The sequence below is a fragment of the Streptomyces ureilyticus genome (assembly GCF_011045025.1).
Lineage (GTDB): Bacteria > Actinomycetota > Actinomycetes > Streptomycetales > Streptomycetaceae > Streptomyces > Streptomyces ureilyticus.
In genome coordinates, this window is sequence record NZ_JAAKZX010000073.1 from 11,941 (window position 1) to 33,736 (window position 21,796).

Below are 21,796 nucleotides of genomic sequence, written 5' to 3' on the forward strand. Positions count from 1 at the left end.
AGAGACGTCGCCGGGCCCTGGGCCGGTGCTCGCTCATGTCTTCAGCGTCGCAGCTCCATTTCAGTGCCACCACAGGACTCGCAACCGCCAGCGCCAGAGCCCGGCCCCATCAGGGACCGGCGGCCCCGCACCACGGCAATTCCTCGGGTGCCCGACGCCCCGATCGTCTCCCGCGACGCTGTCGCCGATACGAGTGACGCCTCATCAACCGGCTCCTGGACCTCACCAAAGCGTCGCCGCCCGCTTCGCCCGCTTCCCACGAAGCCGACCGCCGTCGTGCCCCCCAAGCCGCTGCCCTGATCCCGTACCGCCACGTGACGTGGACCGATACGGTGGCACGTGTCCGGATCGGTCGGCGGTGGGTACGCCGAGGAGACCTGGAGGATCGCCGGTGGGAAGCCCCATAGGAAGCGGGGAGGCCCGCGTACGGCTGCCCCAGCTGAGGCTGGACGAGTTGCTGGAGGAGCTTCAGGCGCGCCTGGACGCGGCCCGCGGTACCCGTGATCACGTACACAGCCTGCTGGAGGCAGTGCTCTCGGTCGGCCGCGAGCTGGATCTCGAGCAGGCGCTGCGCAGCATCGTGCAGGCAGCGGCCGTGCTGGTGGACGCGGAGTACGCCGCCCTGGGCGTGATCGGACCGGACGGCAAGCGGCTGTCGGAATTCCTCACGGTCGGGGTCAAGGAGGAGCAGATCGCCCGGATCGGTCCCTTCCCCGAGGGCCATGGCATCCTCGGGGAACTGATCCGGCACCCTGAGCCGCTGCGGTTGCCAAAGATTTCCGAGCATTCTTCCTCGTACGGCTTCCCGCCCCGCCACCCGCCGATGAACACCTTTCTCGGCGTCCCGATCCGGGTGCGGGATCAGGTCTTCGGCCATCTGTATCTGACCGAGAAACGGGGTGGGGCGCAGTTCGATGAAGACGACGAGTCGGTGCTGTCGACTCTGGCCGTGGCGGCTGGCGTGGCGATCGACAACGCCCGACTCTACGAGGAGTCCCGGCTGCGTGAGCGCTGGCTTCAGGCGAGCGCGGAGATCACCCACAGCCTGATGTCCGGCAGCGAACGCAGCGAGGTGCTCGGGCTGATCGCCGAACGGGCCAGGGAGATCACGGGCGCCGCCCTCGCGGTGGTCGCCGTGCCGATGGAGGGCACCGACTCGCTCACGGTGGAGCTGGCCATCGGACAGGGAGCCGAGGGGCACCGCGGGCTGGTCCTGCCCGTCGACGACAGCCTGATCGGCCGGGCCTTCTCCGACGCCGCCCCGGTCATCAGCCCGGACGTCTCCCACGACGAGCGCAGCGAGAGCGGGGCGCCCCCGGCCGGAGGCGGAGGGCTGGTCTCGTCGGGTCCGCCGCCCTTCACCGGCCTCGGCCCGGCCGTGGCCGTGCCCATCAGCAGCGTAGACGGCGTACGAGGCGTGGTCCTGTTGGTCCGCGCGGCGGATCGGACGGTGTTCACCGAGAAGGAGACCGAACCGCTGGAGGGCTTCGCCGCCCAAGCCGCGGTCGCGATGGAACTGGCGGAACACCGCAAGGACGCCGAAAAGATCGCGCTCCTGCAGGACCGTGACCGGATCGCCCGCGACCTCCACGACCTGGCGATCCAGCGGCTGTTCGCCACCGGCATGACGCTGCAGAGCGCGGGGCGCTTCATCGAGCACCCGCAAGCCTCGGAGCGGGTGCTCCAGGCCGTGGACGACCTGGACGAGACCATCAAGATCATCAGGTCGACGATCTTCGGGCTGCGCTCGCGTGAGGACGCCGTGGGACAGGGCCTGCGAGCCCGGATCGTCCGCGCGGCCGGAGAGGCCGCCCCAGTGCTGGGTTTCGCGCCCAGCCTGCGCATGGAAGGGTTGCTGGACACGCAGGTCCCCAGGGAGACCGCCGACCACGTGATGGCCGTCCTCACCGAGGCCCTGACCAACATCGCCCGGCACGCACACTCCGAGCGGGCCGAGATCGTAGTGGAGACCGACGGCGACGAGCTGCGCCTCACCGTCTCCGACAACGGCGTCGGTATCCCGTCCGGGGGTCGCCGCAGCGGCCTGCGCAACATGGTCGACCGGGCTGAGCAGTTGGGCGGCACGCTGGAGGTGGCCAGCCCTCCCCGCGGCGGCGCACGGCTGGTGTGGCGGGTGCCGGTGGGCGAGGGGTAAGGAGCCCTGTGCCTCTCCCTGGTCACCTGCCGCCGGGTGCCTGGCGCGTGGCCGGGAGCTCGGGGCGCCGTTCCGACCGTGACACGCGGCCGGCCTCGCCTTCCTCGGCCCGCTCGCGCAGACACCGCGGAACACGGAGCGCAAGGCCCCCACTGTCCCCCAAGTGGGGCCGGACGCCTCTCTGGTGTCCGCTACCACCGAGTAATCCTTGAATCAGGCGCGGCGTCGAATTCGGCATCCGCGAGGGGTTCCCCCGTCCCCTGCCGGAACGGCGACCGCGCCAGGGGGACGGCCTCTCCAAGGCAGCGGCCGTACGTGGGTCGTCGGCCGCGTGCCCGCGGGATTCGTACCCATGCGGGCACGTCCCCCCGCCCGAACCACCACGCACGACTTGCCTCTGCGGATTCTCCCCCTGCAGGGGTATGCGAGTCCGCCTGCACGGGCCGCTATCAGCTGAGCCTCGAGGCGGGCGCGGGCCGGACGGTCACCGTGCCGCAGCCGCGCCATCAGCCCGCAGCCCTACCGCACACCCACCAGTGCACGGGCGACCAGATCGTGAGCCCCTTCAACGCCGACCGCGCCGCCGCGTCGAGACCACCGTGAGCATGATTGATTGCGCCCGCATACCGGTGCCTGGCGGCGGCGGCGGCGAGTCGAGGATGCCCATGGTCAGGGGACATCCGCCGGGGAAACACATATGCGCCTGCTCGGACACCTCTGTAATGGCCTGTCCGCCGGCCGGTCATTGCCGCATTCGGCGGACCGGTCGAGCTCGTAGGGACTGGGGACGGGGAAGTACGCCTCCAGGAACGCGGTCAGCAGGGCTTGCTGGGTGTCGAGCTCCTGCTCGGCGGAGACCGTGTCGTTCAGGCAGAACACCTGCCTGTCCCGGCGGGCCAGCAAGGCCGCGAGGCGGGTGGAGAGTGCGGGGTGGGACAGGTCGAGGTAGGCGTAGCGCATGTGAGCGGGAACGGCGCGGGCGGTGTGGAAGGCGTAGTAGTGGTGCAGCGACGAGACGAAGGACAGGTCGTCGAGGCTGCGGAAGCGATGACTGGCAGTGGCGTGGTGCTGTGCCGGAAACCTCGCCTCCATCTCGTCCAGAACACTGCGCCTCAGCGCATGCGGCGTGTGCTTCATCTTGTGGCTGATGACCGTGCCGAAGGCAGCCTTGATGAGGGCGCGGTTGTTCTTGCCCGCGGCCGCGATCGGCACGTCCTCCGCGGTCGGTTCACCCGGCGGGATGAGCACCTTTGACGGGAAGAACTTGGTCAGCCCGTTGGGGAAGAAGAAGTCCTGGGGGACGACGGGCCGGCCCAGAAAGACGTCGTCGTTGAAGTACAGGAAGTGTTCGGACAGGCCGTCAATGTGGTGTAGCTGGCTCTCGATGGCGTGGGAGTTGAACGTCGGGAGCAGGCTCGGGTCGCTGAAGATCTCCTTGTGGCTGATGACGTGCAGGCCGGACACGCCGGTGTCCAGCCAGGGCGGCACCTGCTCGTCGGTGACCAGGTAGATCCTGCGCACCCAAGGGGCGTACTGGCTCAGTGAGCGAAGTGAGTAGCGCAGTTCGTCGCGGCTGAGGTACCGCGCCGCGTTCGCCGCCTCCTCGTGGTATGTCTGCCCCGCGCAGGCCGCACGGCGCCGCAGCCACTCCGGGTCGCGTCCGTCGACCCAGGTGTACACGACGTCCACGGGAAACCGGACGTCCTCGCAGCCCGGCCGGTCGAACTCCTTGCGGGTGCGCACCTGGGGCAGCGGGCGGCCGGCGGGGGCCAACGCGGTGAACAGGGAGTCGGAGGCCGACACCGGGGCGTCGGCGCGCGGTACCTGCTCGGCCATCCGGTTCGGGCGTGGCGCCAGCAGCAAATCCCCCGTCTCCTCGTCCGCCGTCCAGAACTCGACGTCGCAGCCGTACTTGGGGCCGAGCGTCAACTGCCCGCGCGGATCGCCGTAGTACCAGGTCACCCGGAGTACGTCCGCCCGTGCGAGCCGCCGCCAGGTGCCGCGGCAAAACCCCGGCCGGGTCGTGCGCCGCTCGCGCCAGTGGCCGTCGACGGCACAGACGTAACCGGGCCGGTTACGGCAGGCCCGCTCCAGAGCGCGGTGAGCCGCGGCCCGGTCCTGGGCGGCGAGGGCGACGACCGCGGCGGTGTTGCTGAGCCCGCGGACGCAGAAGTAGTCGAGTCCCGCCTCGTCGAAGGCCGCGCGGACCGCTGCCGCGTTGGCGCTGCGTGCCGCCATCGGCGAGATGCCAGGGTGTACGAGGACCATCTTGGGCGCGCCGCGCACCAGCTGCACCTCCCGGTCCGGCTCTGCGAGCAGGCCGGAATGGCGGCGCACCAGCCAGGCCGCGCGCACCCGGCCCATCATCAGGCGCGCGGACGGCAGCCGTGCGAAGTGCTGCTTGACGCGGGCGCGTGCCCGCGGAGTCGTACGGGCCACGACGGCCCGTCTGAGGCGTGCGGGCACCGTGCGCCGGTACAGGCGCGTCAGCCACGAGCCCTCGGGATCACGGCGGACCGCGGACACCCGCGGCGGGTGCGGTCGGCTGGAAGTGTCTTCTCGGGATACCGAGGCGCTCACGTCGCGGCCCTCCTCACGCGTCAGGTCGCTGCCCGATCACTCTCCCTCCCAACGCACGCGACGGGCCTGGGCCTTTCGGGTCCGATCCGGGGCCGAACGGGCCGCAACCGCTGGGCTCGCCGGGCCGCACCGTCCACGACGTGTGCGGCATCGACGCCGTACTCACTGCAATCGCCCTCACCGGCGCGTGACCGGTCCATCGCCCTCACCGGCCGCGTGCCCCGGTCCATCGCCCTCACTCGGCTGTGAAACCTCCCTGCGGTGTACGACGGGCACTGCATGAGGGAGGGGACAGCCACTTGGTCTATTCGGGCCGTCGGGGATGGGGTCGCCGTCCTCGGGATCCACCGTCGGGTCTCTCAGACCGCACGCGCCAGGAGGGGGCAACGTCCCGTCCTGTGCCCCCACCGACGTCCCACCAGGTCCCACTCACGCCCCCACCGCTCGATACGGCGCCGGTCGAGCCGCCACCGTGCGACGGCTCCCGCGCCGAACGTCAGACCGCCGAAGGCGAGCGCGGCCCGGTGCCAATGAGTACCACGCGAGCGGCGGTCTCGCCGGAGCTCGCCGGCCGGGGGGGGGTGAGGCCGCCCTGGCCGTCGGCCCAGACCACGACGTCGGATCCGGCCCTGTGTCCGGCATCCACCAGGGTCGTACCCGTGCGCGTGGAGCCGTCCGCCGCTGTCCAGCGGACCTTTGCCCGGACCTGGTCGCTCGTCACCGCACGCCACACGGTCAGAGGCACGTAGTCGACGAGTACGGCCCGGATGGAGTGCTTCTCAGCCTGCTGCCGAGCGAAGACGTTGTCGGCAGTGTGCGCGGTCACCGCCGCGACGGCCACGCCGCACCGTGACACCGGGACGTGAGCCCGGCAGGGGCCGATCAGGCGGCATGGCGAGGCCGAACGGACCCGACTCCCGTGCGGCTATGGGCCGTTCGGCCCTGGAGCCGCGGAAGCCCCATGCCGGGTGTGGTCCGACCGGACCCCGGGAAGGGACCGTCGGCCCCTCACGGTGTCCTGGCCGGACTCCCACACTCGGAGGACAACAACACGACGCAGGATCGTGAGGAGGGCGTCATGCACTTCACGCACTTCGACGCCGAGACCGTGGAGAAGTACCTCGCGGCTGCCGTCGCCGCGCCCTCGATCTTCAACACGCAGCCGTGGCGCTATCGCCTGGAACCCGAGACGGTCGCTATCGAGGTACGCGCCGCTCCGGAACGAGGCCTGCGCCACACGGACCCCGCGGGCCGCGCCCTGCACCTCTCCGTGGGGGCCGCCGTCTTCAACCTGCGTGTCACAGTTGCTCACCTCGGCTGGACGCCGGTCACACGCCTGCTGCCGGACCCCGAGGACCCGAGCCTGCTCGCCACCGTTCGGCCGACTGCTCCCGCGGCCCAACGCCCCACGGGTCGCCGCGCCGACCTGTACCCGGCCATCTGGCGGCGGCACAGCAGCCGGTTCCCGTTCTCCGACAGGCCATTGCCCACACATGTACGCGCCGAGCTGACCGAGGCCGCACGCATGGAAGGTGCGGCACTCACCTTCCCCGCGCCCTCCGAGACAGCGCGACTGCTCCGCCTGACCGCCGAAGCCGAGCAGCGCAACAGGAACGACCCCGACCGCGGGGCGGAGAGCCGCCGCTGGGTCCACCGGGACCCGGACGAGCCCAGAGACCTCGGACTCCCCCAGACGGCTCTCGGCCCGCAGGACGCCCACGAGCACGTCCCCCTGCGCGACTTCACCGCCCAGCGGCACCCTGAGCGACTCCGCGCCCAACCGTTCGAGACGGCCCCCGTCATCGCCCTGCTGACGACGGAACACGATCGCCGCACGGACTGGCTGCGCGCCGGCGAGGCACTGGAACACGCCCTCCTGGTCGCCACGGTCCACGGGCTGCGGGCATCCCTCCTGCACCAGCCGATGGAGTGGCCCGACCTGCGCCGCTCCCTGAACCCCGCACCCGAACACACGGGCCACGCTCAGATGCTGATCCGCCTCGGCTACGGCCCGGAAGGCCCCGCCACCCCCCGCCGCGCCGCGCGTGACCTGCTCGCCTGAGGTCGACGTCGCCGTAGGCGAGGGTCGGCGCCGCCGACAACACGTTCGTTCGCTCGAACCCGGCCGAAAATCCGGCGTGGATCCATTACTACGACGAGGCGCAGCACCACGGCGACACGACTCATGCGCTGTGGGACTTGACCATCCACGCCGAACAGGACCCCGGCCGAGCCGCGCAACGATTCGCAACCGGGCCGCCGGGGACGGAAAGGCCCACGCCCTCTATTGGTCGTGGGAGCCCGAGGACATCGGAACAAACCGCCGTCACCGGCCTCGCCGGTCCTCACCGTGATGATCCGCGCCAGCCGGTGACCGGCAGCAACCGGCGACGTCCTCCCACTCGGGCCGCCGAGCGGGGCAGCAGTTCTGTATGCACCGGACTCCCACGTACGGGGCCGGTGCCAAGCTCCTCGGGGTAGGACCAGCCGCACTTGGAACAGCCGGGCAAGCATCTCTAATCGGCTTGGGTTTCCTGGGTGATCCCGGGTTCCCGGGACCGCTTCGGAAGGCGACTCGGCCACGGGCTCCTTCGAGTCCCGGGCGGGAGTACATGCTTTCGATTCTGTAGTGCGAACGGAACGCGGTCCACCGTTCGTTCTCCACCCTTGCTCTCGACAAGCCCAGCACCCGGGCGACCGCGGCCCGCAGGTTGTCATAGCGCACCTTGCCGCAAGGGACGCCGCCCAGCACGCTGAGAGCGTGGACGTGGCCCCATCGGATAGGTCACCTCCACCGCACCGTGCTCGTCCAGCAGCCGGTCGAAGATCCGCTTGACGGTGTGCCGCTGCTTGCGCGGCGCGTCCAGATCCGCCCGCAGTATCTGGTCGATCACCGGCTTGAACACGTCCAGCCGCGTCTTGCGGGGTGGCAGCTGTTTGCGCGGCTCCGGCCAGACGGACTCCATGGCCGCCTTTACCGTCCGGAAGCCCACCCCGTACTTGCGCTGCAATGCCCAGTTCGACATCCCCGCCCGGACATCACGGCGGATCGCCGCGTACAGAGCGACCTTGGTCTTCGGTGGCACCGGCGCCCCCTCACCATGCAGAGCACTCCCACCCTCCCACCGCAAACACCCAAGTGGTGTCAGAACTCAGCGATATCACTCTCCGCCAACTGCGGGCGGTGTCGCCGCCGATCGACAACCGGTGCCAGGACTCACCGATAAAGCCAGTCCCCATGGTCAGAGCCTCGACCTGGTCGTGGGTGACGTAGACCGTGGTAGTGCCGAGGCGCCGTTGCAGCGAGGCGATCTGTGCGCGGGTCTGGACCCGCAGCTTCGCGTCGAGGTTGGACAGCGGCTCGTCCGAGGAACACCTGCTGTTCACGGAAGGTGACGGACGCCATGATTCTTCCCCTCCCTGACGGCCTCTCAGCAGTGCATCGGAGAATCCGACACGGAGCGAGGGCTTCCTGTACCTGACTGTGCGTTACACCCTCAGGTTCGAACGGCGCCTGCCGGCGCGGCAGGTCCTCGACGTCCCCGCCCGTGGGCCGGTCGGCCCTGTCGGCGTGCGGCACGAAGCACGACCGCTGTGGACCCCTTCGGCACGGCCGGGAACCCGCCAGAGATACCCGTCCGAGCAGGAAAGGCCACCCAGACCCGGCCCGTGGACCCATCGGCCCATGGCACGGCACCCATGTCCTCGCAAGCTGGGGAACCACCAAGGCCGTTCGGCCCCAACTTCGAGGAGACCGACGTCATGACCGCTGTGGTACCTAGCCCGACGGTTCGGCCGGAAACGCACCCCCGGCCCGCACTGCTCACGTTCCTGGGCGGCGTAGGAACGGTCACCGGCAGCAAGTTCCTCGTCGAGAGCGACCACGCCCGCGTACTCGTCGACTGCGGGCTCTTCCAAGGCCTCGCCGACCTGCGCAAGCGAAACTGGCGCGCATTGCCCTGCGACGCCGCGGACATCGGGGCGGTGGTCGTCACCCACGCCCACCTCGACCACTGCGGATATCTGCCCCGACTCGTCCGTCACGGCTTCCGGGGACGGATCGTGACGACGGAGTCCAGCGCCCGCCTCATGGAGATCGTGCTGCGGGACAGCGCCAAGCTGCAGACAGAGACCGCCCGGCACGCCAACGAGCACGGTTGGTCCAAACACCGGCCCGCACAGCCGCTGTACGACGACTCAGACGTTGACCGCGCCCTCAAACTCGTCGACCCGATACCGACCTGCACACCAACCGACATCGCCGCCGGAACCAGGCTCACGCTGCATCCCGCCGGCCACATCCTCGGATCGGCCTGGGCCCGGCTGACCTTCGAGGACGGACACACGCTGGCCGTCAGCGGTGACCTGGGCCGCCCCGGCCATCCGCTGCTGCGCCCTCCGGAGCCGTTCTCCGGGGCGGACGTGCTGCTCATGGAGTCGACGTACGGCAACCGTCGCCACGAAGATGAGGCGGGGCGGACACACTTCGCCGACGTGCTGACCCGTACCCTCGCGCGCGGCGGAACCGTCGTCATCCCGGCCTTCGCCCTCGACCGCACCGAGGTCGTCCTGCACGAACTCGCCGAACTCCGCCGCGCGGGCCGCATCCCGGCAACCGTTCCCGTGTACGTCGACAGCCCGATGGCCCTCGCCGCGCTCGACGTCTACCGGGACGCCATCCTCACCCGGGACCCCGAGCTGCGCCCGGAGGTGACGGCGGCGGGCACGGCCGTGCTGAGTCCCGAGCCGTTCCTCGCCGTGCGGTCGATCCAGGAGTCCGTCGACATCAGCCGCGCGGGCGGACCTGCCATCATCGTCTCGGCGTCGGGCATGGCCACCGGGGGCCGCGTCCTGCACCACCTCCGCCGTCTGCTGCCCGACCCGCGCAACGCCGTCGTCGTGGTGGGCTTCGCCGCGCAGGGAACGCGTGCCCGGGACCTGGTCGACGGGGCCAAGGCGCTCAAGATGTTCGGTGAGTACGTCCCGGTGCGTGCGCAGGTCGCCGACGTACCGCACTTCTCGGCCCACGCCGACGCCACCCAGATCATCGACTGGCTGCGCGGTGCCCCCGCCCCGCACACCACCTACCTGGTACACGGCGAGCCCGACGCGGCCGGCGCGCTGCGTGACCGTATCGACCGGGCCCTGGGCTGGGCCGCCGTCGTACCGCGCTCCGGGGAGCGCGTGCTCGTCCGATGACAGGGCGCGCTCGCCGGCTCCTCGGCGAGTCGCCTGGTCGGTGTGGAGAGCCCCGAACGTGTTCCGCCGCACGGCGATGAAGCAACGGTCACGGACCGGGCCGGTTGGCCCATGTGCCGGAATCTGTACCGGAGTTGGCTGGAAGTGAGAAGAAACGACGCCGATCCGAGGGAGCCAGGACGGTTCGTGGTGGATCTCCGCCGCCTGATAGAGGACGCCGAGATGCTGCGCACGGACGACGACGAGCAGGCGTAGGGCCCTGACGCGGCGCTATCCGTCTGTCTCCGTCCTGCCGTTCGTCTCGGTCCTGCCTCTCATCCGCGAGCCAGCTGGTCGGCGATCCCGGAGGCCCAGGCGTCGATGGCGTCCCAGTCGCGGTAATCGCCGAACCGGCCGCCCAACAGGCGGAACAGGATGCGCCCGGTGACGGGTAGCTGGATCGGTGCGACGACACCGGAGAACAGCCGATGGTCCCGGTACGACAGGTCACCGGGCAGACTCTCGACGATCACCGGGATCTCCTTGTCCGCCATGCGCCGCCAGGGTCCGCGCAGCGCGCCTGGCATGCCGACACTGAAGATCCATACCGGGCGGGAGCCCAGTACGTCGAGATTCCCACGTACGAAGTCCTTGGCCGGATCCAGCCAGGCCTGTCCGTGGACGGCGCTGCCCAGGACGAACGCGCTGTACGCATCGGCGTCGTCCACCGTTTCCATGGACCGCGCCTCGGCTTTGAGTCCTGTCTCGCTCAACTTGGTGGCCAGTCGTTCGGCAATCTCGCGCGTCGAGCCGTGCGCGGTCGCGTAGCCCACCAGGATGTCCATGACGTCACCTCGACGTTCCTCGACTTCGCCGAGCTTCGGGGCGGAGTCCGCGCTGTCCGAGGCACGACCCATTTCACCGCCCGCTACGCGGCGCCGCTTCGGGCGAGAGGGGGTGCCGCGACGGCCGCGAGCGGCGTCGCGGCCCGCTCCGTGGCGGGCACCGCCACCACGGGGACCGCCGCGTTCCGCAGGCAGGCACGGCCGACCGCACCGATGGGGGGCTGCCCGTACTGTCCGTGTGCCCTGCGCCCGAGGGCGAGCAACAGGGCGCCGCGCGCCTGCTGCACCAGTACCCGCGCGGGCGGGCCCTCCACCAGGACGGCTCGTACGGCACCGTCGACCTGTGGGCCGAAGACCTCCCGCACCGTCGCGGCGAGCAGTTCCGCGGCCTGGACCCGCTCGTCGGCGAGGGTCGGACGCGCTGAAACGGCTGCGTAGGGGGCCATGCTGCGCCCCGCCGGTTCCCAGGCGTGTACGGCGACGACGTCGGCGCCCAGAGCACCGGCCTGCCCTGAGGCCCAGCGCAGCGCGGCCATGGACGCTTCGGACCCGTCGACGCCTACCACGATGCTGTTGCCGTGGGCGGGTTCGGTCATGGCAGCCTCCGTCGATGGACTCTTGTCTCAACGTCTCAACGTCAACGGTGACCCGAACCGGGTGGGCCAGGCGTGGGTCATGGGGCCCCGTCCACGTGCCGAACGGTCCCTTGTCGGCCGTGGTCGCGGGCGGCTCGGTAAAGCGGCGCCGGGCGGGATGGAGTCTCCCGCGCTCGAACGGAGGTGACGGCCTGGGGAAGGACGGCGGATCGCGTGATCCTTCGGTCGTGTGATCACGGCCCGGCCCACGCCGCCGTCGTCGTGACGGAGCTCGTTTCTGACACCGCTCGTTTCTGGGGTATGGGCCGCACGGGCGCGCGCAGGGGGACGTTCGGCCCGCCTTCGAGGGCTGGGTGAGGCCGACAGGACCGATGAGAGGCCGCGGCGAGGAGACGGAGGGACCGACCGGGCCCTGGGTGCAGGGCCGAGTGGCCGTGGCTGGGGACCAGCGGTCCCTGAGACTGTGGACGGTGTCGCCGCAACGTCGCGAACGCGGAGGGCCGGTGGATCCGCGTGGACATGATGAGGCATCGCGGGGATCCACCGGACTTCCAGGGCCGGTCGCGTGCGCCGACGGCTCTCGCATCGGATGCGACCGGATACGGGGTATCACCCCATGGTTCCTCCGCGAGGTGGACGGATTCCGGTTTCGGGCACTGGCTCAGACGTGCGCGACGACAGCGACGGGGCAGCCGGCATGGTGCAGTACCGCGTGGGTGACCGGTCCGCCATGGCCGCCGAGACGGATGTCCCGCAACCGGCGTCCCACGACGACAAGGGCAGCTCCGGAAGCGGCGCGGGTCAGTTCGGTGGCCGCCCGGCCTTCGACGACGGTCTCGGTGACGGCAACTTCGGGGAACTTCTCGCACCACGGACGCAGCGTCGCGACCACGGCGTGTTCGTGCTCCGCGAGCAGCTCCGGGCCCGGAGGCGGGACGACCCGGTCGGCGGTGGCGTATCCCGGCGGGACCGTGAAGGTGTGGATCACGCGCAGCGCTGCGCCACGGCGCCGAGCGGCCTCGAAAGCGAACTCGAGAAGATCGTCGCAGGGTTGGCCGGTGTCGAGGCCGAGGACGACATCGCGGTACGGAATCTCGGGGATCTCGTCCGGAGCGACGCCGTCAGGGACCGGGAAGTGTTCATCAGCGACGTTCTCACCCGCGCGGACCAGAACCACGGGTCGCGACGACCTGGCGACGACGCGCGCGGACACTGAGCCGAGCAGGAAGCCTACGAAACCGCTGAGCCCCCGGGACCCGAGCACCATCAGCTCGGCCCGTTCCCCCGCTGCCAGCAGGGCGGTGACCGGTGAGCCCTTCACCTGCTGGTCGACGACTTGCAGCCCGGGATGCGCCGCGCGGACGCTGTCCAACGCCTCCGCAAGGATCTGCCGTGCGAAGCTTCGCTCGGTCATGTCCAAGGGCACGTTGGCGGCGGGACGTGCGTGCAACTGCCAGGCGTGCACGAGCCGCAGCGCGGCTCCGCGGCGCAGTGCTTCCCGGGCTGCCCAGTGCGCGGCAGCGCGGCTCTCGGGGGAACCATCGATCCCCGCGACAACGTGTCGATCCATGACCCGTGCCTCCTCGGTGTGCGTATGTCCGTGTGTCCGTCATCAAGCCTGGTACGAACACCGAGCGGTGCGCAGGGGCCGGACGGGCCCTTTCCCCGGGCTCCACGGCCCCGCTGCCGCCGCGTGAATCGTTGGAGCCGGACAGCTGATCACCTTCCTGCCCGCCCTGGCACATCCCGGAAGTCTCACCATCCTCGGCGGAGGTGAGCGGGGCAGAAGTGCTGACCGTTCGCCGACTGACGCCCGCACCTCTCACCACCGCCCCTGGTGCCACAGCCACGTGAGCCGGCCACCCGCTCTTCGGGTCTCCGGCGTCTCTGGCCGGCCCGTCGGTCCTGCCAGGACCGGTCGATGAGAGGACGGTTCGACCCGGGAGTCCGGGCCGGTCGGCCCCTGCCCCCTCAATCCGTTGCACGCGAGGCTGAAGGAGCATCGGAGGGCCGGCTACCGGGACAGCCCAACGGGACGGAAACGGCCGAACCGGCCGCTTGGCCCCCCGGCGCACACCGCAGCGGCACGGCACCCGGCGGTGTCCGGTTGGGCCTGCGGACGCCGTACGCACCACAGATCTGTCGCGCTCTGCTTGAAGCGGTGAAGGAAAGGAGGAGACAGCCATGAAGACGTGCAAAGTCGGCGAGGTGATGACCAGCGAGGTCATCGGCGCCCGCCAGGAGACGCCGTTCAAAGATGTGGCCCGACTGCTGCACCAGCATCGGATCAGCGGCCTGCCAGTGGTGGACACCGACGACAAGGTCGTGGGCGTGATCTCCGAGACCGACCTGATACGCCGACAGGCGGCTCAGGGCGAACGGGCCCCGGGACGCCGCTTCCGACTCCCCGCCCTGCGCGGCAGGGCGCGGCCCAGGGCCGTCGAAGTCCGCGCCACGACTGCAGGGCAGCTGATGTCGACGCCCGCGATCACGGTGCACCCGGAGCAACGCGTCGCGGACGCGGCCCGGGTGATGGAGCGTCACCACGTCGAACGGCTGCCCGTGGTCGACGAGGAAGACCGCCTCATCGGCATCGCCACCCGCCGCGACCTGATGCGGGTCTTCCTGCGCACCGACGAGGAGATCCGCCAGGAGATCATCGACGAGGTCCTGACCCGCGCCATGTGCCTACCGCACTACACAGTGATCGTCTCCGTCCGCGACGGCGTGGCCACGCTGGAAGGCCGTCTGGAGCACCGCAGCGACATTCCGCTGGTGGTCCAGCTGGTCTGGAAGGTGGACGGCGTCGTGGGAGTGATGAAAAGCCTCACCTTCCGCATCGACGACACCCACCCGCCCGAGCAACACCCCTCGCACCGGATCGCCCATCACTGGCTCCCGGAGCGGTGACCTCGACGGCGCGTTGTCGGCGGCCAGGGCCACAGCGCGGTCATCCACACTGGCGCCCCGGCGCTCGCGGAAGCATACGGAGGACGCCCTGCCCCCGGCAGGCCGTCAATGCCTCGAGAACCAGTGCGCACCCGCGGATGCCCATGCTCGACGACATGCCATGACAGGTACTCCTTCGAATGCGGCGGCCACGTCAGATGCAGCCGCGGGGCTTGGGGATTCCGGCGATCTTCGCGGCGGTCTTCGCCGGGCCCTTCGGGAAGAGCTGGTAGAGCTCCTTGACGCTCACGCCGGAAGTCTTGCCGAGCACCCGCACAGTGGGACCGGTGCCCTTGGCGGTGTACTCGGAGCGCATGAAGCGAATGACCGTCCAGTGCCGCTCGGTCAGGTCCTCGATCCCCTGCTCGCGGGCGAGTTGCCCGGCCATGGCCTCGGTCCACCGGTCGGGCTCGGTGAAGAAGCCCTCGTCGTCGACCGGGACGGCGGTGTCGTCGTAGGTAGCAGTGGGCATGACGATTCTCCTCGGCTCAGACGTGGACGTGGTTCTTGCCGTGTTCGGGCATCGCCGAGCCGATGCCGGGCAGCTCCCGGCCGGGCAGCAGGCTGTGCCAGTACAGCCACTCGAAGGCGAGCTTCCCGAGATGGTTGGCGTGCGACTCCTTCAGCAGCGGCAGGCCGACGGCGGCCGGGAAGTGCCCGGGCAGCGGCTCGGTCTCGTAGTTGAAGTCGATGAGCAGAGCCTTGTGGAAGCCGGTTTCCACGAAGCAGTTGGTGTGTCCGTCGTAGGAGGCGTCCAGCGGCTGCCCGGCGAGGAAGCGGCCGATGTTGTGCGCCAGCACCTCGCCCTCGAAGTGGGCCACCGAACCGGCCTTGGACGCGGGCAGACCGGCCGCGTCACCGATGGCGAACACGTTGGCCCGGTCCGGATGTTGGAGGGTGTGCGGGTCGACGGGAACGAAGCCGAGTTCGTCGCCCAGGCCCGGTGAGCGGCCGACGTAGGCGGCACCGCCGTGCAGCGGCACGACGACGGCCAGGTCGAACGCCACTTCGCGCTCGTCGTACGACACCAGCCGTCCGCCCGTGCCGTCGACCTCGCCGAGCGTGAACTCGGTGACCAGCTCGATGCCCTTGTGCGCCAGCAGACCGCTCAATGCCCTCGCGGCGACTGGCTTGGTGAAGGCCCCGTCCAGCGGTGTGACGTACGTCAGCTCGACCCGGTCGCGGATACCGCACCGCTGGAAGTACCAGTCGGCGAGGAAGGCGAACTCCAGGGGCGCGACGGGGCATTTGACGGGAAGATCGGCCACGTTCACCACCACGCGACCGCCGTCGAAGTGCTCCAGCGCGTGGTGCAGGTCAATCGCGCCGGGCAGGTCGTAGAAGGTGAACACCTTCTCGCCCCAGCCGGGGCCGGTCAGCCCCTCGGTCTCCTCCGGCAGCAGCATGGCTCCGGTCGCCACGACGAGGACGTCGTAGGTCAGCCAACCGCCGACAGCAAAGTGCACGGTGTCGGCGTCCAGGTCCACCCGGTCGATCCGGGCCCTCCGGTAGTCGATGCCGTCATGGAGCTGGCGCGGCCGGGACCGGACCAGTCCGTGGGGCTGTGCAAGCCCGAAGGGCACGAACAGCAGCCCGGGCTGGTAGACGTGGTCGTCGTCTTGGTCGACAACTGTGATGCGGCACTCGCGCTCGTCGTACATCCGCCGCAGCCGGTTGGCCGTCAGCGTGCCGGCGGTGCCGCTTCCGAGAACCACGATGTGTTTGCTCATGCCTCCACTGTCGTGCGGGATTTGGGGCGTGGGCAGGAGCCGATGGTCCCTGGCCGCTTACCCATGGGGGTATACCGCCGGGACTGTCCCCGCCGGGCCGACCGGCCCTCCGGCCAACCCGTTCGGCCTCTCCCCGTCCCGCGCCGTTCGCGTTCCACTGGAGTCCGGCAGCTGTCGACGTACGAAGGAGGGCCCCGCCATGACCCGCACAGCACCGGAGATCGCCACCACCCCGCGGCCTACGGAACCGGAAGCGGACGTGCACCGGCTCGAGGTCACCCACGTCTACGGCGACGCGTACGCGGTGGACGTCCGCGGTCACCAACTCCTGGTCGACCAGCCTGTGGAACCCGGCGGGAAGGACACTGCACCCACGCCCGTCGAACTGTTCGCCGCGTCCCTGGCCACCTGCGTCGCCTTCTACGCGGGCCGCTACCTCCAGCGCCACGGTCTGCACAGCACCGGGCTCGGGGTCCGTACGGAGTTCACCATGGCCACCGACCGTCCCGCCCGCGTCGCCTCCATACGCCTCGTCCTCGTACCGCCTCCCGCCCTCTCACCCCAACGCCACGCGGCCATGCTCGCCGTCGCTTCCCACTGCACCATCCACAACACGCTTCATGAAACACCCGAAATCGGCATCGAGCTGGAGCAGTGAGCACACCGCTCGTACCGCGCGTACCGCCTCTCCTGGAGCGCGTCTTCAAGGAGCGCATCGGGGACGACGGACTGAAGGAAGGTCTGGTGTGGCAGCGCCGACGGGCTGTCCGTGCCAACCACCCTCCGCATCCCGCACGTCCGCACCGCGTCGGCCGTAGCCGGTCGCCGGCGGCGATGACCGCTACGAAGCGGGTGGTGGCGGAGACAGGAGACGGCCGTCGTCCGTCTCCCTCCCCTGTATGCCTCCAGCCCCGCGGCGCGGCCGCGTCATCAAGCCGAGGGCCTCTCGCTCCATCCCGCCGCGCACACCGGTCGCATCCCGGCGCACGGAGAACGACAGGCGTGTGCGCAGCCGACACGCTCTCCCGGCTGCGCACTCTCAGCGGCTCGGCACGAGCCTGCCCTCAGCCGTGCCGCACAGGGATGCTCCTGGTGCCCGCCTTCGCCTCCGGCACCGGGACCGTGATGGTCAGGACACCGTCCTTGTACTCAGCTGTCGCTTCGTCACCCTTGGCTCCGGCCGGGAGCCGAACGGAGCGGGCGAAGACTCCGTAGCGGAATTCGGTCCGGTGATTCTGCGTGGCCTCCTCGCCGCGCTCGGCCCGCAGGGTGAGGACGCTTTCCGTGACGGTGATCTCGACGTCCTTGGAGGGGTCGATGCCCGGGAGTTCGGCCCGCAGCACGTACTTCTCATCCGCGAGGTGCTCTTCGATACGGATGCCGTGCATTCCCGGAACCAGGTGCCCTCCGGGGAACCCCGACTCGACCCAGCCGAACAGGTCGGGCAGTGCCGGCCAGCCCGGCAGCCGCTCCATCATGCCGCTCATCTGTCTCCCTCCTCTGTCTCTCTCCTTGTCCTTTGCCATTTCCAAAGTCCCGTATGGGGAGCCGTGCCTGCGCGGGCCCATCGGCCCCGTACGGGACCCGGTCGGGCCCTGTTCCCGGCTCGTCCGCCAGGAGCCGGGCGAGGGCCACCGTTCGCGGTCCCGCGCAAGGCGCCCTCAACTCAAGGCTGTTGAGGGGCCGGTGGGGCCTGGAGGGCCCCTCTCTCTGCGCACGACCCGTGTTCACGACCGAGCTGCGGAAGCGCGAGCCAATCCTCGCGGAAGGACGTCCGGCCCTCCTCGAGGAACCGGTCGGCCTCTGGGCGCGAACACGCGAACGTCCGAAGCTGGAGGCGAAGAGCCGACTGAGGAAACCGGCGGACGGCACACCGGTGGTGTCCGCCTCGGAGGCTCTGTCGTCCGGGACAACCCGGGCCTGGCGCAGGAGGCAGCCATGGTTCCGCTCATCCTGATCGGCGCGGCCGTGCTGGGCGCGTGCCTGGTGTTCGGCTACAGCTCGTTCGTCGTCGGCTTCGTCCTGATGGCCGCCGGAGTCCTCGGGCTGATCACGTTCATGGCCACGCCGGGCATGGTCCGGCGCCCAGGTGAGCGGGAGGTTGTCATCGACGAGAGGCACTACATCGGCGACCACGACGACCACCGGCGCTACCGCTGAGCGCTCCGCTGGAAGTGCCACGATGTGCCGTCGGTCCTCTGCGGCACCATCGTGGCTGGTCGCGCCCACGCGGCGGAGCCGCAAATCGATACAGCCCCGGGCCCCTTCGGGGCGTTGCCGGACCGCAGCCGACGTCACCCGGCTTGCTTGGTGACCGTTGAGTTGGCAGGTCGCGTACTGCGCATACGGTGCTCTGGGGCGCGGGCTCCGCCACCGTGACGGACAGCAACGGCGGAACGTCCCCAGTTCATCGCGGCGTCCGCCGGCCTGCTGCTCAAGGCCCTGTGGTTCAGCCCCTGGCCGTCCCTCGGCACCCTGCTCGACGCGGGCGTGCTCACAGCGGCCCTGGCGAGCCGGCCTGGGTCTGTGCACCGACCGGACCGCCAGACCCTGACCGGAAAGGGAGGATCGGCCCTCGCCATGGGTCGTTCGGCCCCTGTGGACCGCACTCGTGGCAGCGCACGGTGAGATACATGACGACGCACACGCGGATCGCCGTCATCGGCGTCGGAAACGAATTCCGGCGCGACGACGGCGTCGGCTGGGCCGTGGTGGCCCGGCTGCGGGAGCGGGCCGAGGACCGGCCGCTGCCGCCCGGCACGGTGCTCGCCACCTGCGACGGCGACCCGGGTCGGCTGATCGGCCTGTGGGAGGACGCCGCTCTCGCGGTCGTCGTGGACGCCGCGCACGCGCATCCCGGACGCCCCGGCCGTGTGCACCGTATCGAACTCGACGCCGAGCGCCTGGAGCAGCCGCCGACCACCAGCTCGCACGGGCTGGGCCTCGGTGAGGCCGTCGAACTTGCGCGTGTCCTGGGGCGTCTTCCGTCCCGGCTGGTGGTCTACGCGGCGGAGGGCGCCGACGGTTCGCTCGGCACCGGGCTCTCCCCCGCCGTCGCGGCCGTCGTCGAACCGCTCGCCGGTTCGGTCGAGGACGAGATCGCGCGCCATCGCGGCGCACCGGCGCGGAGGCTGCCATGACCGTGCGACGCTTCCAGGTGGACGGGATCGTCCAGGGAGTCGGCTTCCGGCCCTTCGTGTACCGCACGGCGTCCGCGCTCGGCCTGGACGGCTGGGTGGCCAATGTGAACGGGCACGTGGAGGGCGAGGTCGCGGGAGCGCCGGAGGTCATTGAGGACTTCGCGGCGCGTCTGCGCGCCGACGCTCCGATTCTCGCCCGGGTACGCGGGATCCACCTGACGCGCGGTACACAGGAGTCGATGTCCGCAGCGGGCTTCGATGTGCGGCACAGCGCGCCCGGTCACACGGGCACGGTGCCGCGCGAGATCCCTCCGGACGCGGCGATCTGCGACGCCTGCCTGCACGAGCTGCGTAACCCCCACGACCGGCGCCACCGCTACCCGTTCATCAACTGCACCGACTGCGGGCCGCGCGCCACGATCATCGAAGACCTTCCGTACGACCGGATCCGTACGACGATGCGGCGCTTCCCGCTCTGCGCCGACTGCGCGGCCGAATACGCCGATCCCGGCGACCGGCGGTTCCACGCCGAGCCCGTGGCCTGCCCCGCCTGCGGTCCTCGCCTGGCATGGGACGAACTGCGCGGTGGGGAAGCGCTGCGAGCGGCGGTCAAGACCGTCGCCGAGGGCGGAATCGTCGCGCTGAAAGGGCTCGGCGGCTACCAGTTGGTGTGCGACGCGGGTGATCCGCGGGCCGTGGCCGAGCTGCGACGCCGCAAGCACCGCCCCACGAAGCCGTTCGCCGTCATGGTGGGGGACGTCGACACGGCGGCCCGGCTGGCGCGGATCGGCAGCGCGGAGTGCGCGACCCTGACGTCGTCGGCGCGCCCCGTCGTCCTGCTCGCCCGGCTGCGGTCACGCGGTGAGACGCCTCTTGTGGACGGGGTCCATCCCGGACTGTCCCGCGTCGGCCTGTTCCTGCCCACCACCGGCCTGCACCACCTGCTGCTCGACGAGCTGGCCCGCCCGCTGGTGGTCACCAGCGGCAACCTCAGCGACGAGCCCATCGCCGTCGAGGACGCCGACGCTCGCCGCGCGCTCGCCGCCGTCGCCGACGGCTTCCTCACCCACGATCGGCCGATCCGGGCCCGCTACGACGACTCCGTGGTGCAGTTCGCCGGCCGGACCCGAATCACCGTCCGCCGGGCACGCGGCCTGGCGCCGGCCCCACTGCCGCTCGACGTGCGCGAGCCGATCGCGGGGGCGGGTGCCCATCTCAAGCACACCTTCGCGCTGGCCGCCGACGGGTGGGCGCATCTCGGACCGCACACCGGCGACCTGGCCGACGTGGCGACGTTCGACGCGTTCCGGACGTCGTACGACGATCTCAAGCGCCTCACCGGGATCGAACCGGTGGCGATCGCGCACGATCTGCACCCCGGCTACCTCTCCACCCGGTGGGCCGAGGCGCAGCCGCTGCGCCGAATCCCGGTGCAGCACCACCATGCGCATGTGGCCGCCTGCGCGGCCGAGCACGGGGTGCGGGGCCGCTTCCTCGGCATCGCGTACGACGGTCTGGGGCTGGGCGACGACGGCACGCTCTGGGGCGGCGAGCTCCTCGTCGCCGATCTGAGCGGCTACCGCCGTGTGGGCAGGTTCGCGACCGCGCCCCTGCCCGGCGGCGACGCGGCGGTACGCCATCCATCCCGCACCGCGCTCGGGCACCTGCTGGGCGGCGAGCAACTGGGCAGCCCGCGCCCCTACCCCTGGCTGAGTCGGCCCTTCACGGACCGGCTCGACGCCGGCGAGGTCGCCGCCGTACGCGCCATGGTGGCCCGTGACGTCAACTGCCCGCGGGCGTCCAGCGCCGGGCGGCTCTTCGACACGGTCGCCGCGTTGCTCGGCCTTGCCGACCAGGTGAGTTACGAGGGCGAGGCGGCCGTGCTGCTCGAAGCGGCGGCGGGCCGCGAGCACGCCGTACCACTCGACCACCGCGTCGTCCGCGCGCAGGGCCTGTGGGTGTACGACTCCGCGCCGACCCTGACGGACCTGCTGGAACGCCGACTGGGCGGGGAGCCCGTGTCCCGGCTGGCGGCGGCCTTCCATCTGACGCTCGCGATCGTCACCGCCGAACTCGCCGCACGGGCCGTCGAGGACGGCGCGCCGCGCACGGTGTGCCTGGGCGGCGGCTGCTTCGTCAACCGGCTGCTGCTCACCGAGGTACGGCGACGGCTGCACGCACAGGGCCTGCGCGTGCTGGTCGGCAGCCAGGTCCCGGTCGGGGACGGTGGCATCAGCTACGGCCAGGCGGCGGTCGCGGCCGCGCGGCTGGCCGGGGAGAGGTGAGCACTCATGTGTCTGGGCATCCCGGGACAGGTCCTGGAAGTCCACGAAGACGCCGGGCTCCGCATGGCCACCGTCGACTTCGGCGGTGTACGGCGCGAGGTCTGCCTCAGTTGCACCCCCGACGCGGACGTGGGCACGTACGTCATCGTGCACGTCGGCTTCGCGATCACCGAGGTGAACGAGGCAGAGGCGCGGCGGACATTCGACGTGCTCCGGGCGATGGCCGACGCGGTCGAGGGCGAGCTGGGCGAGCCGCTGCCGTGAGACAACTCGGCCCCGGGGCGGTCATGCGCCCCTCGCCCTTGCCCGACCGGGCCCGTCGAGGGGCCGAACGGCCC

At 70.8% G+C, this 21,796-nt stretch carries 18 protein-coding genes and 1 pseudogene; 9 read left to right on the forward strand and 10 right to left on the reverse strand.

Annotated features, from left to right (window positions below; genetic code table 11):
* Positions 1 to 391 precede the first annotated feature (391 nt).
* Positions 392 to 2,155 (forward strand): sensor histidine kinase, encoded by a 1,764-nt coding sequence (locus G6048_RS22745; RefSeq protein WP_165341435.1) that lies wholly within the window; start codon positions 392 to 394, stop codon positions 2,153 to 2,155.
* A 669-nt stretch (positions 2,156 to 2,824) separates the two neighbouring features.
* Here the strand turns inward: G6048_RS22745 and G6048_RS22750 are convergent.
* The gene (locus tag G6048_RS22750) at positions 2,825 to 4,735 is read right to left on the reverse strand and encodes a stealth family protein (RefSeq protein WP_408056155.1); all 1,911 of its coding nucleotides are present in this window, start codon (positions 4,733 to 4,735) and stop codon (positions 2,825 to 2,827) included.
* 496 nt (positions 4,736 to 5,231) lie between these two features.
* Entirely contained in the window at positions 5,232 to 5,561 is a 330-nt protein-coding gene (locus tag G6048_RS22755; protein WP_165341436.1) for a hypothetical protein, read from the reverse strand.
* 252 nt (positions 5,562 to 5,813) lie between these two features.
* On the opposite strand from G6048_RS22755, the gene G6048_RS22760 reads away from it, so the two are divergent.
* On the forward strand, positions 5,814 to 6,797 hold the full coding sequence (locus G6048_RS22760) for an Acg family FMN-binding oxidoreductase (RefSeq protein ID WP_165341437.1): 984 nt from the start codon (positions 5,814 to 5,816) through the stop codon (positions 6,795 to 6,797).
* A 652-nt stretch (positions 6,798 to 7,449) separates the two neighbouring features.
* On the opposite strand, the gene G6048_RS22765 is transcribed toward G6048_RS22760, so the two are convergent.
* Together G6048_RS22765 and G6048_RS22770 are read right to left on the reverse strand one after the other, a co-directional pair.
* On the reverse strand, positions 7,450 to 7,821 hold the full coding sequence (locus G6048_RS22765) for a hypothetical protein (protein WP_235990205.1): 372 nt from the start codon (positions 7,819 to 7,821) through the stop codon (positions 7,450 to 7,452).
* A gap of 148 nt (positions 7,822 to 7,969) precedes the next feature.
* A pseudogene (locus tag G6048_RS22770) lies at positions 7,970 to 8,123 on the reverse strand (sugar ABC transporter ATP-binding protein); the annotation flags it as partial.
* Between the two features lie 374 nt (positions 8,124 to 8,497).
* On the opposite strand from G6048_RS22770, the gene G6048_RS22775 reads away from it, so the two are divergent.
* Positions 8,498 to 9,934 carry an MBL fold metallo-hydrolase RNA specificity domain-containing protein gene (locus tag G6048_RS22775; protein WP_165341438.1) on the forward strand — a complete coding sequence of 479 codons (1,437 nt, stop codon included), beginning with the start codon at positions 8,498 to 8,500 and terminating at the stop codon, positions 9,932 to 9,934.
* 314 nt (positions 9,935 to 10,248) lie between these two features.
* Here the strand turns inward: G6048_RS22775 and G6048_RS22780 are convergent, their stop codons facing one another.
* From G6048_RS22780 to G6048_RS22790, 3 genes are all read right to left on the reverse strand, one after another.
* Positions 10,249 to 10,758 carry a flavodoxin domain-containing protein gene (locus G6048_RS22780; protein ID WP_165341439.1) on the reverse strand — a complete coding sequence of 170 codons (510 nt, stop codon included), beginning with the start codon at positions 10,756 to 10,758 and terminating at the stop codon, positions 10,249 to 10,251.
* Positions 10,759 to 10,841: 83 nt separating this feature from the next.
* Complete coding sequence (locus G6048_RS22785; protein WP_165341440.1) at positions 10,842 to 11,354, reverse strand: universal stress protein; 513 nt, start codon at positions 11,352 to 11,354, stop codon at positions 10,842 to 10,844.
* A gap of 661 nt (positions 11,355 to 12,015) precedes the next feature.
* Positions 12,016 to 12,924, reverse strand: a complete 909-nt coding sequence (locus G6048_RS22790; protein WP_165341441.1) for a universal stress protein — start codon at positions 12,922 to 12,924, stop codon at positions 12,016 to 12,018.
* Positions 12,925 to 13,538: 614 nt separating this feature from the next.
* Here G6048_RS22790 and G6048_RS22795 point away from each other — a divergent pair.
* Positions 13,539 to 14,264, forward strand: coding sequence for a CBS domain-containing protein (locus G6048_RS22795; RefSeq protein WP_165341442.1), 726 nt, complete (start codon positions 13,539 to 13,541; stop codon positions 14,262 to 14,264).
* A 193-nt stretch (positions 14,265 to 14,457) separates the two neighbouring features.
* On the opposite strand, the gene G6048_RS22800 is transcribed toward G6048_RS22795, so the two are convergent.
* Positions 14,458 to 14,775, reverse strand: a complete 318-nt coding sequence (locus tag G6048_RS22800; protein ID WP_165341443.1) for a TusE/DsrC/DsvC family sulfur relay protein — start codon at positions 14,773 to 14,775, stop codon at positions 14,458 to 14,460.
* Between the two features lie 16 nt (positions 14,776 to 14,791).
* Positions 14,792 to 16,033: a type III sulfide quinone reductase, selenoprotein subtype gene (gene sqr, locus G6048_RS22805; protein ID WP_165341444.1), complete on the reverse strand. Its 1,242-nt coding sequence runs from the start codon at positions 16,031 to 16,033 to the stop codon at positions 14,792 to 14,794.
* A 199-nt stretch (positions 16,034 to 16,232) separates the two neighbouring features.
* On the opposite strand from sqr, the gene G6048_RS22810 reads away from it, so the two are divergent.
* The gene (locus tag G6048_RS22810; RefSeq protein ID WP_165341445.1) at positions 16,233 to 16,691 is read left to right on the forward strand and encodes an OsmC family protein; all 459 of its coding nucleotides are present in this window, start codon (positions 16,233 to 16,235) and stop codon (positions 16,689 to 16,691) included.
* A gap of 406 nt (positions 16,692 to 17,097) precedes the next feature.
* Here G6048_RS22810 and G6048_RS22815 read toward each other — a convergent pair whose 3' ends face one another.
* Positions 17,098 to 17,520 carry an Hsp20/alpha crystallin family protein gene (locus G6048_RS22815; RefSeq protein ID WP_165341446.1) on the reverse strand — a complete coding sequence of 141 codons (423 nt, stop codon included), beginning with the start codon at positions 17,518 to 17,520 and terminating at the stop codon, positions 17,098 to 17,100.
* 451 nt (positions 17,521 to 17,971) lie between these two features.
* On the opposite strand from G6048_RS22815, the gene G6048_RS22820 reads away from it, so the two are divergent.
* The 4 genes from G6048_RS22820 to G6048_RS22835 all read left to right on the forward strand — a co-directional run bounded on the left by G6048_RS22820 (position 17,972) and on the right by G6048_RS22835 (position 21,722).
* On the forward strand, positions 17,972 to 18,193 hold the full coding sequence (locus tag G6048_RS22820) for a hypothetical protein (protein WP_165341447.1): 222 nt from the start codon (positions 17,972 to 17,974) through the stop codon (positions 18,191 to 18,193).
* A gap of 473 nt (positions 18,194 to 18,666) precedes the next feature.
* Positions 18,667 to 19,173, forward strand: coding sequence for a hydrogenase maturation protease (locus G6048_RS22825; protein WP_165341448.1), 507 nt, complete (start codon positions 18,667 to 18,669; stop codon positions 19,171 to 19,173).
* Positions 19,170 to 21,458, forward strand: a complete 2,289-nt coding sequence (hypF, locus tag G6048_RS22830; RefSeq protein ID WP_165341449.1) for a carbamoyltransferase HypF — start codon at positions 19,170 to 19,172, stop codon at positions 21,456 to 21,458. The genes G6048_RS22825 and hypF overlap by 4 nt, the downstream gene beginning before the upstream one ends.
* 6 nt (positions 21,459 to 21,464) lie before the next feature.
* A complete protein-coding gene (locus tag G6048_RS22835) occupies positions 21,465 to 21,722 on the forward strand; it encodes a HypC/HybG/HupF family hydrogenase formation chaperone (RefSeq protein WP_165341450.1) in 258 nt (85 codons plus the stop codon).
* Positions 21,723 to 21,796 lie beyond the last annotated feature (74 nt).

What these genes read in the sequence shown, in the direction of transcription:
- G6048_RS22760 (WP_165341437.1), top strand. Translation starts at nt 5,814, where the DNA reads ATGCACTTCACGCACTTCGACGCCGAGACCGTGGAGAAGTACCTCGCG.
- G6048_RS22775 (WP_165341438.1), top strand. Translation starts at nt 8,498, where the DNA reads ATGACCGCTGTGGTACCTAGCCCGACGGTTCGGCCGGAAACGCACCCC.
- G6048_RS22780 (WP_165341439.1), bottom strand. Translation starts at nt 10,758, where the DNA reads ATGGACATCCTGGTGGGCTACGCGACCGCGCACGGCTCGACGCGCGAG.
- G6048_RS22785 (WP_165341440.1), bottom strand. Translation starts at nt 11,354, where the DNA reads ATGACCGAACCCGCCCACGGCAACAGCATCGTGGTAGGCGTCGACGGG.
- G6048_RS22790 (WP_165341441.1), bottom strand. Translation starts at nt 12,924, where the DNA reads ATGGATCGACACGTTGTCGCGGGGATCGATGGTTCCCCCGAGAGCCGC.
- G6048_RS22795 (WP_165341442.1), top strand. Translation starts at nt 13,539, where the DNA reads ATGAAGACGTGCAAAGTCGGCGAGGTGATGACCAGCGAGGTCATCGGC.
- G6048_RS22800 (WP_165341443.1), bottom strand. Translation starts at nt 14,775, where the DNA reads ATGCCCACTGCTACCTACGACGACACCGCCGTCCCGGTCGACGACGAG.
- sqr (WP_165341444.1), bottom strand. Translation starts at nt 16,033, where the DNA reads ATGAGCAAACACATCGTGGTTCTCGGAAGCGGCACCGCCGGCACGCTG.
- G6048_RS22810 (WP_165341445.1), top strand. Translation starts at nt 16,233, where the DNA reads ATGACCCGCACAGCACCGGAGATCGCCACCACCCCGCGGCCTACGGAA.
- G6048_RS22815 (WP_165341446.1), bottom strand. Translation starts at nt 17,520, where the DNA reads ATGAGCGGCATGATGGAGCGGCTGCCGGGCTGGCCGGCACTGCCCGAC.
- G6048_RS22820 (WP_165341447.1), top strand. Translation starts at nt 17,972, where the DNA reads ATGGTTCCGCTCATCCTGATCGGCGCGGCCGTGCTGGGCGCGTGCCTG.
- G6048_RS22825 (WP_165341448.1), top strand. Translation starts at nt 18,667, where the DNA reads ATGACGACGCACACGCGGATCGCCGTCATCGGCGTCGGAAACGAATTC.
- hypF (WP_165341449.1), top strand. Translation starts at nt 19,170, where the DNA reads ATGACCGTGCGACGCTTCCAGGTGGACGGGATCGTCCAGGGAGTCGGC.
- G6048_RS22835 (WP_165341450.1), top strand. Translation starts at nt 21,465, where the DNA reads ATGTGTCTGGGCATCCCGGGACAGGTCCTGGAAGTCCACGAAGACGCC.